Source organism: Micromonospora sp. MW-13, from assembly GCF_003434305.1.
In the GTDB taxonomy this organism is placed as follows: Bacteria; Actinomycetota; Actinomycetes; order Mycobacteriales; family Micromonosporaceae; genus Micromonospora.
In genome coordinates this window covers 42,781-61,006 of record NZ_QKKX01000080.1, presented here as the reverse complement: position 1 = coordinate 61,006, position 18,226 = coordinate 42,781, and the positions used below count along the sequence as shown (strand labels likewise).

The following is an 18,226-nucleotide window of genomic DNA, read 5'->3' as shown; positions in this document are numbered from 1 at the left end:
CGGCGACGGCGCGGCTGTCGGCGCGGTCGGCCAGCTCGCCACGCCACCGGCTGAGCAACCCCGCCACGGTGTTGCCGCTGAGCACCAGCTCACCGCGGGACCACCGGCCCATCGCGTCGACCAGCTGCACATCGCTGACCGGCAGTTCCCCGGCCGCGTACTGCGCCAGGGCCTCCGCCTCCGGCAGGATAAACAGCATCGTGCGGCCCCGCAGGTCGGCGCCGGGTGGCACGTTGACCCGGCTGACGACGAACCCGACCTGCGTACGGACGCCGGCACGGACGTTGACGTCGAATTCCGCCTCGAAGGCGTACCCCCGGCCGAAGGCCAGTTTGAGCATCTCCAGGCCGCCGACGCGCTTGGTCTCCGCCGACTCGCTCTCGCTGACCCGCACGCCCGCCGACTCGCCGAAGCCGACGTTCAGCGGGCCGAACTTGTGCTCGAGGCCGATGTTGGGCAGGTTGAACGCCTTCGCGAACGACCGGTTGGCGACGTTGACGGTCTCGGCCAGGTACAGCTCGATCAGACCGGTGACGTACTGGTCCGGGGTGGCACCGACGAACCGCGCCCCCCGGATCCGGGGCACCTTGACCGAGAGCGCGGCGTTGGTGTTCGCCCAGAAGCCGGGCTCGACCAGGGTGGTCGCGCCGTACTGGCCGAGCATGGCCTCCTTGAACCGCGCCTGGAAGGTGACGTGGTTGGTCAGGCTGGCCACCGGCCCGGTCATCGGCCGGCCGGCCAGGGTCAGGTCCCGTGGCAACTGGTTCTGCGCCGCGGTGCGCAGGCCGTGCGCGTCGACGAAGTACACGATGCCCTGGTTGAGCGCCGACGGTGCGGTGTCGCCGGGGGCCACCTCGCTGAAGGTGGCCGGGTCGGTGTTGAACTTCAGCAGCGCGGCGTGCACGTTGGCGGGGATCAGCTCCGGCGAGACGATCGGGGTGGCCCGGTCGCTGATCCGGATTACGTAGCCCAGGTCGTACGGCGCGTTGACGAACATCACCCGGCCGCCGTACTCCTTCAGCTCCGGCCGGTTGACCACCCGGGTCACCCGCTCGGCGGCGCCGACGTTGCGGCTCACCGACCCGCCGAGGAGTCCGACGGACCGGAGCTCCTTGACGCTCGGCGGCAGCGCGGTGTTCACCCCGCCCTCCACCGACCAGCCCTGGTTGCCGCTCGTGCCCTGGCCGGCGATGCCGAGCGACATCCCGAGGGTGACCGTGCTCACCTCGTCGCTGAGCCGTTCGAAGTGCACCGAGTTGCCGTCCGCGTCCACGTCCGCGGTGATCCGGGGGATCGCGTAGAGGGTCACCTCGGCGGTACGCATCACCGCGTTGCGCCAACTGTGCAGGGTGAAGGACATGCCCGCCTCCGGGGCGGGCGCGTCCGGGTCGTCGACGAGCGCGGCGCCGTCCTGGGCGAGCGAGTCGAAGTGCGACTCCAGGCCGTCGCCGCTCACCATCTTGTTGAACAGGTCCAGGTTGTCGATCGCGGCGTCGGTGTCGCGGTGGACGACCTCGTCGTAGGCGTCCCGCGCCCCGTCGACCATCCGGCCCAGCAGCGGCCGTTCCTCGATGGGCGTACCGGGATCCGGGGTCGCCGGCCGGCTCTGCTCCCCGTGCGCCCACGGCCGGTCCCCGTCCGCCGGAAGGAACCCCTCACCGGCCAGCACCTGCATGAGACCGGCCCGGAGCCGCCGCACCGCCGGCTTGTCGATCCTCGGCAGGGCCTGACCCAGCAGACCCCGCCCCTGGATGACGTGCCGGGGCAGCAGGTTGCCGCCGGTGTCCTCCGGGTGCACGCCGGTGTTGCGCAACCTCGGCCGCCACTGGTCGTGCGGCACCGGCCGCGGTCGTCCGCCTGCGGGCACCACCGCCAGGTCACCGTCCGCCAAACCGGGGACGGTATCGGGGGCGAAGGCGTCCGCGTCGACGCTGAACCCGTAGTCGAAGGCGTCCGGCTCGGACATCCGGAGCACCGCCGACCCGTTCACCACCGGCGTCGGATGCGGCCACTCGCGCGGGCGGCGGGAGGTGGCCACCTCGGCGTGCCACTCGAAGGGCACCTCGTGGCCGACCGTCTGACCGGTGTACCGGCCGACCACGACGTTCAGCGACGCCACCGTGACGCCACCACCGTCGTTGCTGGTCCAGCTCATCCCTGCACGGGCGGAGAGACCGAGCTTGGCGTTCTCCTTGTACGCCTGTGGATCGTCGAGACGCCGGGCCAAGGGCAGGTCCACCGCGCCACCGAGGGACAGCCCGGCGGACTGCCCGAGGCTGAACTCGCCGCCCTGCCCCACGATGCCGGTACGCACCTGCTCGATGTGGGCCTTGTCGCTGCTGGCGCCCACCCGCGTGGAGCCGCCGCCGAGGCCCACCTGCACGGAGCCGCCGAGACGACGGCCGTACACCCGGATGCTGGCCGCCGCGTGCCCGTCGTCGTGCAACGTGAACGCGAAGCCCCGGGTCAGCGCGCCGGCGTCGCCGTCCGTCTCCGGCGTCCGCCGGTTGTTCACCGCCTCGTCGAAATGCGTCTCCAGGTTCCACAGCTTGCGCTGCAACTCGTTGCGCATCGGGCTTTCGATGGACATGTCGAAGCCGTCGGCGCGCAGCCGGTCGATGACGAGGTCGTACAGCTCGTTGAGACCGGTGATGTTGCTGGCGGAGAAGAGCTCCGGCACCCGCGTCAGGTTGTCCCGCAGGTGCTCGGGCAGGTCGGCGACCACCTGCTCGCCGGCGCTCTCCAGCAGGTGGTCGGGGATCGCCACCACCAGCCGGGCGGCCTCCTGCCCGTCCGGCGGCTCCGGCACCTCCACCGCCTGCCACGGCTGCGCGTCGCCGCGTGCCTCGATCAACCACCCCGGCTCGTACGAGTAGAACGTCGAATCCGCGCGGGTGTCGAACACCCGGCCCTTCTCCGCGTCGATGAGGTAGGCGGACTTCTGGTCGACCTTGTTGAGGGTGGCGTTGAAGCGGGGCCCCCAGTGGGTCATCGGGCCGAGCGGCACGTCGACGTTGAAATCACCCCGCAACCGCATCGCCCGCGTGGTGGTGCCGTCGGACTGGCTGTGCGCACCGGTCTGGAAGACACCCTGGGTGAACTGGTTGGCGTGGAAACGGCCGTCCTCGCTCGTCCGGCCCTCGGTGTCGTCCAGCGACGGACCGGACGTCTCCGTGTCGAACGAGCCGGCCGGGTTCGACACCAACTGCGGGTCCTCCGGCCGCAGGCGGGCCCGCACCTCGATGCCACCCAGCGTGAACAGGTGCCCGTCCGCGGAGACCAACTGCGGGTAGTTGTTGAGCAGCCGCTCACGCAACTGTTCCCACTCGTTGTCCCGCACGGTCACGCCCCGACGGGCCACCTCCGCGCGCAGCCCCTGCTCGATACGGTCGACGTCCGGCAGGTTGGCCTTGGGATCGCCGAGCGCCAGCGCCCGCCGGTCCGGGGTGGCCGGCCGCGCCGGAGCCGACGCGGACGACCCGCCGGGATCGGGTGCGGCCGGTCCGGCGCTGGCCGCGTTACCGAAGACCCGGACATCCCGGTCGGCCTCCGGAACACCGGAGAGCAGCCGGGCGGCCGCGTCGGCCACCTCGCGCGGGATGGGACCACCCCGGGACTGGATCACCACGGCCACCCCGCTCGCGGGGGCCGCCAGGGCGTCGGGGGACAGCGTGTTCGGGCTGGTGCCGTTCTGCGCGAACAGGACGACCCCGGTGTGCTCCCGGACCGTCCAACCCCGGTACACCTCGAACCCACCGGTGGCAGCCGGTCGCAGGTCCAGCGGCCCCGGCTGCCGGGGCGGTGCCGGACGCAGCGGCACCCGCCAGGCGTGCGCGGCGGCCGGGAAGGTCTCCTGCCCCCGGGCGTCGACCGGGATCAGCTCGTCGGCACCGGCCGGCTGCCGGCCCACCACGGAGACCGGCAGCACCAGTTCCAGCCGCCCGCCGAACCGCTCCCGCAACAGCTCCGCCACCCGGGCAGCGTCCACCGCACCGGACGGCGTGCCCGGGGTGCCGGCGGCCAGCGGCGCGACGAACACCTGGAGCGGGCCGGCACCCGAAGGAAGCCCTCGATGGACGGCCTCCACGACGGCGACCGGGTCGCCGACCGACTCGTCCACCACCAGCCGGGGCCGGTCCGGGCTGGTCAGGTCGGACCAGTTCAGGGTCGTGGCGCCGGCCGGCGGCCGTGGGCCGGCGTGGGCGAGCACCCCACCCGGAACGTGGCTCAACTGGACGCCGGCCGGCAGGCCGGACACCTCCGACGGGACGAGAGTGCGTCGGTCCAGCCCCATCCCGGAGGTGATCAGGTGCGTCGGCGCCGCGGCCGGCATGCCCCCGAAGATCCGACCGACCCGGTGGCGTACCCGCTCGGGCAGCGGGGTCGCCCGCCAGTCCAGGAACACCGCCGGCTCGGCCAGCCAACCACCGGTGTCCGGCAGCAACCGCCGCGCCCCGTCCAGCTCGGTCGCCGGCCCGATCCACAGGTGGCTACCGCCGTCCCAGACCACCCAGCCGTCGCCGAGCCCGTACACGCCGGGCGACTGCTCGGGCAGGCCGTACGGGGCGGGCCGGCGCGGTGCGCCGGTGACCTCGGGCAGGAAGAGGTACCGCTCGGGCCGCCCGCTGAAGAAGGTCACCTCACCGTTGGCGTCCAGCGGCACGATCTGCGGGCTGGGCGTCGGCCGGTCCCGCAGCGCCGACCGGGGCACCGACAGCATGGCCAGGGACTGCGGTCCCAGTGCCTGCGCGGTGACCTCCAGCGCCCGAGCCACGGTGACCGGCTGGTCCTGCGGCCAGTGCAGGACGGCCATGGTGGCGTCCTGCGTCCGCATCCCGGCCAGCGCGGTGCCGAGACGGTCCGGGTCGAGCACCGAGGAGTGCAGCAGGATGGCCGGGCCGGGGCCGGTCGGGGGCAACACCCGCGAGCTGATCGGGCCGGGTGCGGCGTCCCTGTCGTGCAGCAGCACACCGCCCACCGCGCGCTGGAGCCGCAGGTTCTCCGGCAGCCCTTCAGCCATCACGACCAGCGGCGCGTCCGGGGACGCGGCCAGCGGAACGACCTGCTGTTGACCGTCGTCGGCGGCCGGGGCCGGCGGTTGCGGGGTCGGCGCGAGCTGCTGCGGGGGTACGGCCGACGGCTCGACCGCCGCAGGGGCTTCCGGCACGAGCGCGTCGAAGTGGACGCCCGGTCGTTCCGGGTCGGCGGCCGATTGGGCCAGGTTGACCGGGGTGCCCCCGGCCGGGCCGTACCCGCCCACCGGCCGCACCCCGCCCGGGGCGACCTGGGAAACCTGCATCCGGGCATCGGTCGCGTGCGCCAGCAACGGTGCCAGGAACTGGCCGGCCGGGCTGCCCGACAGGTTCGCCCAGTCGTTCACGGCCGCCTTCACCGCGGCCAGTTCCCCGGAGTCGAGCTGGCGATCGGGGTCGGTCAACACCTCGAGCAGGTGACGGCCGGCGTCCGCCGGATTGGCCCGCGTCTCGTCGAGACGTGCCCGCGCGGTGTCCGGGTCCAGGCGACCGGCGTCCACGAGCTCACCGACGCGCCGCAGCGCCTGGTCGGGGCTCAGCGCCGCCACGTCCCGCGCGTGTTGCGACTGGAAGGCGAACCGCTGCGCGGTCACGTCCGCCGGCAACCGCCCCGCGTTCTCCGCCAGATAGTCCGACACGTGGTCCCGCAACAACTCGGTGACCCGACCGAGCTCGGACCCCTGCGTTACTCCGGTACGAACCGATTCGGCGACAGCGGCCCGCACCCCGGCCGGATCGGAGAGGAACTCCCGCAGGTCCGCCGGCAGCCGCGCGTCCAGCGCGGTGCGGACCAGGGCCGGTTCGGAGGCGACGAACGCGGACAACAGGTCGCGACCGTCGCGGGGCACGCCGAGCGGGACCAGAGCCGGCCGGGGCTCGACTGTGGGAGCCACGTACGAGGCAGCCGTATCGCGGATCTGGTCGAGTTCCCACTTGGTGAACCCCGGCTCGTGGAGATGATCGTCACCGACGGTCCTGGACGTCCTGAGCAGATCATCCGGCGAACCATCGTGCGGCACCCCGGCGAAATGCTTCAACTCATGCCCGTAAGCGCGGGACGGAAGATCCGCAAGCCAGTGCAACTGGTTGATCCGACCCGCCGAACCGTCCTCGCTGACCCAGACATCCTTACTGTTCTTCAGGTCACTGCCGTAAGGGCTGAGCCGAACCTCCGTCTCCGCGGTCGGATCGAACACCACCCCCACCGCCGGCGGCCCACCCTCCAGCCGCAACCGCTCGTTGGTCTGCACCACCCACTGCTCGACAGCACCCAGCGTGCGCAGAATGGACTCCGAGGCCACGTCCGCGTCGGGCTCCAACCGAAGACGGAACACCACCGTCCCCGACTCACGATGCACCCAATGATCGACGTGGACCCGTACCCCCGCGTCCTGCCCCGCCGTCTCCACCCGGAACGGACGCTCCGCCCCCGGCGTCTCCACAAACCGCAGCGGCTCCGCGCTCTTGAACGTGAACCGATCGGAATGCACCCGCGTCATCTCGTCCCAGCGGGGCAAACCTTCCATGCTGCGATACGACACACGCCAACCACCGTCAACCTGCTCCACCGACGGCTCCACCCCAGCCGCCCATCCGGAAGACGACAGGGTCTCCACGCCCACACCAGCCGAGAACGAGCCCTTCCCAGGACCCCACTCGAACGCGGCCGGGCTGCCAGGCAGCCCGCCCCCGGTGCGCGGACGCTTCTCGAGTGGGCCCGCCGGCCATTCCGGCACGGCTGGGCGTTTGCCGCTGTCGGTCGTCTCCCACTGCGCCTCGAACTCGTCGAACCACTCACTCGACAGGTTCGTGTCGATGAGCCGGTGGACGTATCCGGACTGGTCGGCCAACGGTGCCTTGACCACGGCGACGATGCTCGTGACGACGTTCGACTCCTCCAGCCGGAGAAATCGGCCGACCCGCAGGGCGACTTCCGTCCCAGGAGAGAGATCCACCTCCTGCCCGTCCAGCGTCCTGCCCGAGTTGTCATCGCCGAGCGTGAGCGGCAGCGGGTGGGGCGTGCGCCTGTCCTCCTGCATGACGAGATCGATGGATACTTCGTCGAGGAGCGCCGCTGGCTCGGCCGATTCCCACAGCGCCATCGAACGCAGCCGCTCGATGTCGTAGGCGGTGGGGGCCGGCGAGGACAGCTCCAGGTACAGGGGCGCTCCGGTGCCGTTCCTTCCGGCCGGTGCTTCCAGGACCGCCAGGGGTCGACTATCCATGCCGTACCCGAGCCGGAAACGCCCCTCCCTCAGTTCGGCGGCGATGACCGGCGGAAGTCCGTCGGCCACCTCGACCGGTGGGAGCGTGACTCGCTGGCCGCCGAAGGTGATGTCAAATGTTCCGCTTTCGCTCACCGGCGCCGTGATGTGGTAGAAGTTGCCGAAAGTCCACCGGTCGACGGTCTCCCACACCGGGCCGGCTGCCGTGCTCCACAGTTCGGCCAGCTCGCTGTCGGTGAACCTGCGGGCGATCTCCTTGTAGGCGAAACTCTCGGTGCCGCCGGGCGCGGTGTACGGGATTCTGGCGATACCGACACCCTCGCCGTCAACCTTTCCGAAATCGACAGCGACCCTGTCGCCCGGGACGGCGACTCGATCGGCATATCCGAGGATCGTGTCGTCCCCGTCAAGCCGGAGCCCAAGAGTTGGACGACCTGCGGTGTCCTCGACGAGGACGGGGATGGTGAACGGGTCTTGCAGGTTCCAACGGTTCTCGCTTTCCCACGTGCTCTCCTCGCGGAGGGCGTCGACGTATCGGCGGTGTTCTTCGAGTACGTCGACGTGCCCCTGGGGGGAGTTGGGGCGTTGACTGATAGCCGCGAGGTTCCGGTGGAAGGTGTCCCGCAGGAGCGGCCAGTGGCCGATCGCCGTGTTCTGTTCCGCCGTTTCGACTTCGGTGTTCAGCACCTCGAGCGCCTCGTCGAACACAGCGTCCAGTCGGCGCAGTTCGGTGAGGGCTGCGGGTGACGGGAAACCCTCGACGATGCGGGCATCGTGTGGGTCACGAGGCTGGCCGAGGTAGTAGGCGCCGTCCAACCAGACGACTGGTTGCGGGACTTCACCGTCTTCGGTTGGCGGACCGATGACGTACGGGGCACCGTACGGGTGGTGGATCGCCATCGGCAGACCCAACCCCCAGGCCACGATGTGGGGAACCACGTGCACGACGTCGGGATAGCCGGGCTGGCGGTGTACGAGTTTGTTGAGCAGGTGCTGGTGCAGGGTCTCCCGTCGCTGTTCGGACATGTTCTCCGGATAGGGGAGAAGTGCTCTGAACATCGACTGCTCACCCCGGCGGAGGTCGCCGTCCAGGTGGCGGGCCACCAGCGCGCCCAGTTCAGCCACGGTGGTGACGCCCGCCTGCGCCAACCGGTCCTGATGGGTGCTCAACACCGTCCCGTAGAAGGCGTCGAGCGGCCGCGCGCCGCCCTCCGCGCGACCGATGCGGAAAACCTCATACGCCCAACGCTTGAATGCCGACCCTTTGTGGGTTTTCCTGGCCGTCAACTGGTCGATCGCCGAGTGCACTTTCCGCCACCGGGCCTCCACTGCCCGCTCATTCAGGGCATTCAGATCTTCCGCAGTAAAGTCCGTATCATAGTCCCGGTAGATGAATCTCTCGGTTCCGTCGGGCGCCGTGTAGGGGATTCTGGCAACAGCGAAGACCTTTTCACCGTCCATCCCGAAATCGACGGCGATCCGGTCACCCGGGATGGCGACAGCATTCAGATGGCGGATACGCAGGCGCTTGTCACCCACTTGGGCAAACGCCACTGCCATCGAATCACCTTGGGAGGCGACGTTGAGGTGGAGGGTGACCCGACCTCCCTGAGGCCTTGGGTCCTCTCCTCTCCAGGGGCTGGATTGAAACATGCTGTGGAGGTACCGGCGGTATTCCGCCAGGATGTCGGCCTGCTGCCGGGGCGATTCGGGGCGTTGCCGCTCGGCGAGATCTACCCCGCCGACCCCTTGACGGATGACCGCGAGCCTACGCTGAAGGTGTTCCCGCTGGACGGGCCAGTGGCTGCCGGCCGTTCGGAGGTTCTCTTCCACCGCACCGATTCGCGCCAGCAGCATACCGAGCGCCTGGTCGAACAGTCCATCCAGTCGCCGCTTCTCACCGTCCGGTATTGGCGTCCGCTCGGGACCCCTGGCGATTCTGGCGGCGAGGTCAGCATCGTTTGGATCAGCAGGCCGGACGAGGTAGTAGGCGCCCTTGTAGAAGACAACTGGCAGCTTGGTGGAATCGGACCCCGAACCGATGTCGTGCGGGGCGTCGAACGGTTGGTAGATGCGCACCGACTGGGGTATGAACCGGGCCAGGACATGGACAGCCACATGCGCGACGTCGTGATCGCTGTTGTAGCCGTACGCGATTTTGCCGATCCACTGCCGGTGCAGGTCCTCTCGTCGCTGCTCGGACACGCCCTCCGGATACGGAAGCAAACGCCGAAACTCCGACGCGTCACCCAGACGGAGATCGGCGGCCAGGCTGCTGGCCGTCCACTCGTGCAGTCTTTGACGGTTGATCCCCAAGTCCGCAAACTGCTTTTTGAAGGTGCGGAAAACCGAGTCGTAGAAGTTGCCCGGTTTCGCTCGCGTGAGATCGATTCCGAACACCTCGCCCGTCCACCGCACGAAGTTCTGCTCGTCGAGGTTGCCCACGGCTGACAACTGTTCGATCGCCGTGGCAACCACCGCCGGCAACGAGCCCGACGTTTCAAGGTTCTCCTGCGGCAAGCCCTGCGCCGCATCGCCGGACCTCCCCGCCAGCATCGCCGCAGCCGACCCCGGGTTTGTCAGCGCCTCGGTGATGTCGCGTTTCAGGTCGTCGAAGCGCTCGTTGTCCACACCCGTGTCAAGGAGCCGGTAGACGTGTCCGGACCCGTCGACCAACGGCGCACGGACCACGACAGGAATGGTGCCGGCGACATCCGCCCCGACCCGCCCCTGCCACTGCCCCACCGACAGGGTGACCGATGTCCCCGGAGAGAGGTCCACTTCCGCCCCGGCCAACGTCCTGGCCGGGTCAGGACCGCCGACCGCGATGGGCAGCGGACCGGGCGTCCATTTCCCCTGCTCCAATACGACTTCAAAAGACATCTGCTCGGAGAGAGCCCACCGATCCTCCGGTTCCCACAGCGCGTCCTTGCGCAGCCGCTTGATGTCGTCGACGACGAGGGCGGGCTTGCCCACTTCCAGGTATAGGGGCAGTCCTGTGACGTTCTTTTCGGCCGGCGCTACCAAGACCGCAGTGGGTCGACCGTCCTCGGCGTACCCGAGGATGAGACGGCCGTTCAGCTCGGCGAAGAGAACAGGCGGAAGCCCGCCGACCACCGGGACGTGTGGGACCGTGATCTGTCTGTCGTTCCTCCGGGCCGCCGGGTCGCCGTAGTAACCGGCCAAATACCCGCGTCCCGATAGAGGCACTGCCACCTGATAGTGGTCGCTCGACAGCGGCCGGTGGTGAAGGTCCCACACGCGGCCGGCTGCCTTCCCCCTCAACTCGAGCAGGTCACCGTCGCTGAGATTGTGTTCGAATTTTCGGTAGAGGATCCTGTCGGTGCCGTCGGTCGCGTCGGTATACCGGAATTCCGCAAAAGCGATGCCCTCTTCGCCTATCGCCCCGAAATGAACAGGAAGCCGGTCGCCCCGTATGGCCAGTCGGCCGATACTCAGAGGTACGGCCCCGCCGTCCAGCGGCACGCTCAGCTCCATGGACTTACCATTCTTAAATCGCTTGACGCCGACGTCGAGCGTAAAGTGGTAACGGAAGTCCGTCGTTTCTTCCTCCCATCGGGGATCCGCACGGAGGTCGTCGAAGTATCGGCGGTATGCGGCGAGTTCCCGGGCTTTCCTGTGGTGCGGAGAGTCGGGGTGTTCACGGATGACCGCGAGCTCACGCTGAAGCGTTTCCCGCAGGACGGGCCAGTGCTTGGAGTTGGTCGGATGGGGGTTGTTCTCCGCCTCCGCGATCGCCGCCAGCAGCAGGTCGCGTGCGTGGACGAACAGTCGATCGAGTCGCTGCTGCTCGTCGTCGGATATCTCTGTCCGAGGGAAGCCCTCAGCGATGCGGCGAGCGCGTTCGGCATCGGCCGGGTCAGGTAGCTGGCCGAGGTAGTAAGCGCCCTTGTGGAACACGACCGGATACCGGACACCAGCACCGGGCTCCGGGCCGATGTCATGCGGAGCACCGAACGAATGGTGGACCCGCATCGACAGGGACAACCGCGAAGCGATGACGCGCGGAACCACATGCGCAACGTCGTCATCGCCGGTCCTGTGGTACGCGATCTTGTTGAGCCATTGCCGGTGCAGATCCTCCCGTCGCTGCTCGGACATGACCTCCGGATACGGAAGCAACCTGCTGAACTCCGACTCGCCAACCCGGCGAAGGTCAGCGGCCAACTCGCGGGCCACCCACGCGCGGAGTCCAGAAATGCTGGGCTCGACCCCCGCAGCCTTCAACTTCTCCTCGAAGCGACGCACCACAGCGTCGTGGAAGTCGTTCGGCTTCGGAACGTCAGCCAAGAGATCGATCCTGAGCACGTCGCGCGTCCACTGCGCGAACTCCGCCGCGACATCGCGGACTCCACCCGCCTCACCACGGGTTCCCACGGCCGACAACTGCGCGATCGCCGAAGCCACGGCCTGCTTCCAGCCCTGCGGGACACCGCCGGACCCACCGACCGCCGGTGCCCCACTCGACCCCGGAACCTCCCGCACTTCCGCCGGGGCCGTGCTGATCTCTCTTGTCAGGTCGTCGAAGCGCTCGTTGTCCACACCGGTGTCGAAGAGCCGGTAGACGTGTCCGGACCCGTCGACCAACGGCGCACGGACCACGACAGGAATGGTGCCGGCGACATCCGCCCCGTCCTCCCCCTGCCCCGGCCACTTCCCCACCGACAGAGTGACCGACGTCCCCGGGGAGAGATCCACCTCCGCCCCAGCCAAGGTCCTGGCCCGACCACTACCGCTGACCTCGATGGACAGTGGACCCGACACAGCGCGATTCGACAGAGGCCCCTGTCGGCTCCACGCCCCCGGCTGCAACACGACATCGAAGGACATCTGCTGGGAAAGAGCCCACCGATCATCCGGTTCCCACAATGCTCTCTTACGCAGCCGCTCGACGTCGTATCGAGTGGTGGCAGGTTTGGACAATTCCAGATACAGGGGAAGCCCTTTGACGTTCTTCCCGGCCGGTGCTTCCACGACGGCAGTGGGTCGGCCGTCGTCCCGGGCATACCCGAGCAGAAGCCGGGCCTCCTTCAGCTCCCTGGTGAGAACGGGCGGGAGTCCGCCGACCACCGGGGCCGGCGGGATCCTCGGCTTCAGGACATTCTGGCCGAGGTCAGCTTGGCCGAGCCCCACGCTCAATTCCCCGTTGTGTTGCACGGACGTCGTCGTGTAGAAATCGCGCACCAGTGGCGGACGGTCAAGGTCCCACACCTTGCCGACCGCCCTGCTCCTCAGCCTGGCCAGCTCCGAGTCGTTCAGACTGCGGCCGATTTCTCGGCGAGAGTGGACTTCGGTGCCGTCAGCCGCGGTGTACGAGACTTCGGCAAAGCCGGTGCCCACTCCACCGACCTTGCCGAAATGGACAGCGACCGAATCGCCCGGGACAGCCATCCGATCGACATCAACGGCGGTCGACTGGCTGTTGCGCAACCATACGCGCAAATACCGGTACCCCGCGCCCCTTGCGCCGACGGAGACGGGCAGGTGGATGGTGAACTGGTTTTCCAGGTCCTGCCGGTTCCCGGACTCCCATCTGCCGGCAGTGAGGAGTCTCCGAAGGTAATGGACGTGGTCAGCGAGTTCCCGAGCCTTCTTGTTGTGGGGAGAGTCAGGGTGTTGACGGATGACCGCGAGTTGGCGGTGGAAGGTTTCCCGCAGGATGGGCCACTGGTCGGAGTTGGTCGGATGGGGGTTGTTCTCCGCCTCCGCGATCGTCGCCAGCAGCAGGTCGCGTGCGTGGACGAACAGCCGATCGAGTCGCTGCTGCTCGTCGTCGGATATCTCTGTCCGAGGGAAGCCCTCAGCGATGCGGCGAGCGCGTTCGGCATCGGCCGGGTCAGGTAGCTGGCCGAGGTAGTAAGCGCCCTTGTGGAACACGACCGGATACCGGATGCCAGCACGGGGCTCCGGGCCGATGTCATGCGGAGCACCGAACGAATGGTGGATCCGCATCGACAGGGACAACCGCGAAGCGATGACGTGCGGAACCACATGCGCAACGTCGAAATCGCCGGTCTGGTCGCGCGCGATCTTGTTGAGCCATTGCCGGTGCAGGTCCTCCCGTCGCTGCTCGGACATGACCTCCGGATACGGAAGCAACCTGCTGAACTCCGACTCGCCACCCCGGCGAAGGTCAGCGGCCAACTCGCGGGCCACCCACGCGCGGAGTCCAGAAGCGCTGGGCTCGACCCCCGCAGCCTTCAACTTCTCCTCGAAGCGACGCAACACAGCGCGGTAGAAGTCATCCGGCTTCGGAAGGTCAGCCAAGAGATCGACCCCGAGCACGTCGCGCGTCCACTGCACGAACTCCGCCGCGACATCGGGGACTCTACCCGCCCCACCACGGGTTCCCACGGCCGACAACTGCGCGATCGCCGAAGCCACAGTCCGCTTCCAGTCCTGCGGGACACCCCCGGCCCCACCGACCGCCGGTGCCCCACTCGACCCCGGGTCCGGCCCGATTGGTGCGGGATTCTCCGGCAGGATCCCGAAACCACGCGCCGAGACCCGCTGGTCCCACGCTGCCAGCAGCCGCACGGCTTCGCCCGGGTCGGCATCCGCCAGCCAAGGGGTGTCAGCCACCGATGCCGGCATACGAATCTCCGCCCACGGATTCCCGGAGTCGACCGGGCCGGTACCCGCCGGCGGCTCCCCGTCCTCGGACGTCGGTGAATCGACCCCTGCCGGCAGGTCCGACTCGACCTGTTCGGGTTCAGCCAGCCGATCGACGTCGGGCACCGGTGCCGGCGAATCGACCAACGCCAGCGGATCCCAATAGTCGACCTGGCCGGACTCCGCCCGCCAATCGACGCCAGACAGCCCTTCCAGCGGCTCCCAGGGGTTGTTCAGGTCGGCATCCGCCAGCCAATCGGCGCCGGACTCCGATGCCGGCGAATCCACGCCCGCCAGCGGATCCGAGGGGTCGACCGGCTCGGCGCCCCTCGGCGTTCCCCCGTCCATGTCGGACGCCGGTGATTCCCCTCCTGACGACAGGTCCGACTCGACCGGTTCGACATCCCACGGCGGCTCCCAGTCCGAGGGGAGTTCCGCCGGTGGTGTGTTCAGATTCAGCCCGCTCAGATCCGGGTCCAGTTCATGGAATCCCTGCTCGACAAACGCCGGGCCGGTGCCAGGCGCGTCGTCCATCTCCGCCGGGTCGGACGGCTGCCCGGGGAAGCCGGCCGGTTCGGGAGAGGTGCCGTCCGCCTGCATCGCCTGGGACGGGCCGCGTGGCGGGGTGGTGGAGGCGAGCAGGATGGCGCTGGGATCGATGCTGGTCGTGGTGGTCGGCTGCGGGTGCGCGGTGGTGCGGTCGGGAAGGAGGTCGGCGATCGTGGTGGGTCGCCCGGTGCTGTCGAACGCGGCGAGTCGGGTGCTCGAGGCGAACAGGTGCCGGAGCCACGGATCGCGTACCGGGTCGGTCGGTTCGGGTCGGTCCTCGGCGCCGGGCACCAGGCCGTCGCGCACCTTGATAGTCGGTGGTCCGGATGGTTGTGGCTGGCTGTGGAGGGCGAACACGTGTTGTGGTTCGTTGGGTGGTGCGATCCTGACCACGACCATCGAGCCCGGTGCCGCTCGCAGGGCGGCGAGTACGTCCTCCGGGGTGACTCCGCCGGGGTGGGCGACGCTCTCGTCTGTCGCGCCGAGGATGTCCAGGAGTTGCGGCCAGCTCCGCGTGGGTGCGGGTCGGCCGTCGGGTCCGATGATTCGGTCGTCGAGTACCGCCCGTTTGCCCGGCCGTCCGTAGGCGGTGGTGTAGGCGTCGAGGGTGGCCTGCACGCACCACCACCACGGGTCGTGGCTGTTGTCGGAGCCCACCGGCGTCTGATCGACCCAGTCGGCGACCCGCCGCGCGGCCTCGGCCGCCGAGACGGGCTGCCCAGTCGCCGCGACGGGCTGCCCGGTTGCCGCGACCGCCGGCTCCGGTGCCGTGATGGCCGGCTCGCGGCGTCCGCCCGGGTCCCCACCGACCGGCTCGTCCAGCGAGGACACGTTGCTGAACGAATCCCTGCCGCCGAAATCGCGCGTGACCGGGTCGCCGCTGATCAACCCGTCCCGCGAGGAGGCGTCCCTGAACGGATCCGTGTCCCTGAATTCGCGCCTGGCCGCTTCACCATTGTCCGACTCGTCGAGGGACGAGACGCCACTGACCGAATCCCCGTCGATGACGTCGCGTTTGACCGGGTCGCGGCTGATCGGCTCGTCCAGCGAGGAGAGGTCGCTGACCGTCATGGCGTCGTCGCGGCTGGTCAGCTCGTCCTGCGAGGAGAGGTCACTGACCGTCCTGGTGTCGTTGAAGCTGCTGTCGCGGCTGAAGATGTCGTCGCTGGGGACGGAGAGTTCACTGACCGACATCCGGTCGCTGGCGTCGTGGTGGTTCGGCGTGCCGTCGGTGCGGGGGGCCGCGCCGGCCGGCACCGTACTGCGGACGCCGCCCGCATCCGGCGTGCCCGGCGCACCCGGCGCGCCGGGCGTGCTGGGCGTGCTGGGCGTGGCCGGCACGCCGGGCGTGCTGGACGTGGCCGGCGCGCTGGGCATACCCGCCGTGCCGGGGGCGGCGGTGGCCTGGGCGAGTACCTGGTGGTATCTGTCGACCCAGTCCTGTCGGAAGGATTCGGCGAGGGTGTCGTGACTGGTCGGCTCGACGCCGTGCTTCCTGGCCAGGGCGGTGAACTGGGTTTCCGCCAGGCTGGCCGCTGCTGCGGTGTGCTGCTCCGGGGTCACCGGCACCGTCGGCACGTCGGTGCGCCCGTGTGCCGGGGTGTCCGTGCCGGCTGGGGTGGCCTCCGGTGCGGTGGTGTCGGGGATGACCGCGGCCGTGAAGCGGGCGGGCAGGTCGGTGACCACCTGTCGGACCACGTCCGCCACGGCGTTGACCTGCGCGGCGTCCGGACCGGCCACCGCAGCCGACGGCACGGCCGACGGCATGGTGGACGGCTTGGTGAGTGGTGCGGTGGTGGGTAGCGGGTTGGTACCGAGGATCGCGTCGAGGCTCCGGTCCACGTGACGCACGACCTCCGCACGCACGGCGTCCGACGGCACCGCCGCCGCCCCGGCGGCCCCCGGCACGCCCGCGCCACCCGGCACACCAGCGGTCCCCGGCGTACCGACGACCGCCGGCACGGCAGCACCGCCCGGCACGCCACCCGCCTCCGGCACCTGAACGGCCCCTGGCAGGACCAGTCCGCCTTGCAGGGTGACGGGCGTCGGTGTGCCGGTGGTGAGGTACTGGTCGATGTGGTGCTGGGCGGCCAGATGCACGGCCGAACGCAACGCCTGCCGGTCGAACTCCGCCGGCAGCGCGGCGACGACCAGCTCCGGACGGACCGCCGCCGGGATCTGCCCGCCCGCCGGAATCTGCGCCGCGACGGCTTCGGTGATCCGGGCGACGGCCTGGTCCCGGACACCGAACAGGTACCCCTCGGTGAGCGCGGTGGCGGGCAGGCCGATCTGGGACAGGAAGGCGGGGACGGTCGGGTCGTTCTGCCGGGCGTCGGCCCACTCGGTGAAGACCTGCTCGACCGACACGGGAAGCGCGGCCAGGAACTGCCGCGCCTGCCCCGTCCCGGCGAGCAGCCCACCGTAGTGGTTTACCAGTTCCTGCTGGAACCGCTGCCACTGCTCCACCACCGGCGCACCGGCGACCGCTACCCACTCCGGCACGGGCACCACCGGCACCGTCGGCACCGAGAAGTTCGGCACGGACCACGACGGCACCGGCAGGTCCGGCGTCGACCACGACGGCGTGGACAGGGTCGGTGCCGACCACGCCGGTACCGGCGGCACCGGTTCAGGTGCCGCTGGTGCCGGTGCCGACAGCGCCGGTGCCGGCACCGGCGGGACGGGCACCGGGGCCTGCCCCCCGGGCCCCGCACCCGCAGGATCGCCGACCTCCGGCTGGTACATGGACGGGTCCGGAGCGACCGGGGTGGGCGGCGGCACCGGCGCGACCGGCTTGCCGTCGGCGGTGAAGCCGGTACCGGCGGGCATCCGCCACCGGGGCCGGGTCGGGTTGAACCCCAGGTTCACCGCGCCGCGACGCGCGCCCATCCCGGCCCCGGCCGCGCCCAGCTCACCCGACCCCGACAGCGCCCCGGAGAGCGCGTCCGGCCCGAGACTGCCCGTGTCGTAGTGCCCGTCAACGATGTAGCTGGCACCGATACCGCCGACCACCTCCATGCCGACCTCCGACACCGGCACCATCCACAGCCTGGTCAACAGGTCACGCGTGGAACCCGAGACCCCGAGGTGCGACAAGCCACCACCGACGGCACCGGCGAACCGGCCCAACGCCGGCGCGGCCGCCGTGGTGACACCCGCCACCGCCAGCCCGTACAACGCCTGCTTGCCGACCTGCCCCCAGTCGATCTCGGGCACCAGACCGTCAGCCAACATGCTGATCTGCGCCAACAGCGACGACCCCGGCATGAACAACATCTGGATCGCCGTGCTACTCGCCGCCGCCCGCACCATCGACGACCGCAGGATCGTCTGGATGATCGTCCGAACCTTCACGATGTGCGCCGCCGCCTCCACCGGCAGGAAGAACGCCATCGCGAACGCGACCGCCAACTCGGTCATCATGAAGATGAACATGACCAGTGCCTGGCGATCCGTGAGCTCCATCTGGTTGAGGAAGCCCCGCATCGCCTGGGCGAGGTTGACCTTCAGGCCGGCAACCCGGTCCAGCATTTCCACGAACGGAGCGGTCTGCGCCACGAACCGGTCGTAGATCTCGCCCTCCCCCGCCGCCCGAACCGCCTTGATCGCCTGGGTGAGCTCGGGAACCAACAGGGTCCGCACCCGATCCGCCAGCGTCTCCAGCGCGTTCAGGTCGTACGCCAACACCGGCAGATTCGACCGGTGCAACCGCATTGCGGTGAACGCCTCCAGGGCCTGCTTCCACGACTCACTGAGCCCAACGGAAGGAACGGGGGCCTCACCCAT

General features: G+C 69.7%; 1 pseudogene (cut by a window edge). It reads right to left on the bottom strand.

The annotated features are described in order from the left end of the window. Nucleotides 1-18,226 (bottom strand): annotated as a pseudogene (locus C5N14_RS29490) (hypothetical protein) (its annotated part extends 9,686 nt beyond the left edge of the window); the annotation flags it as partial.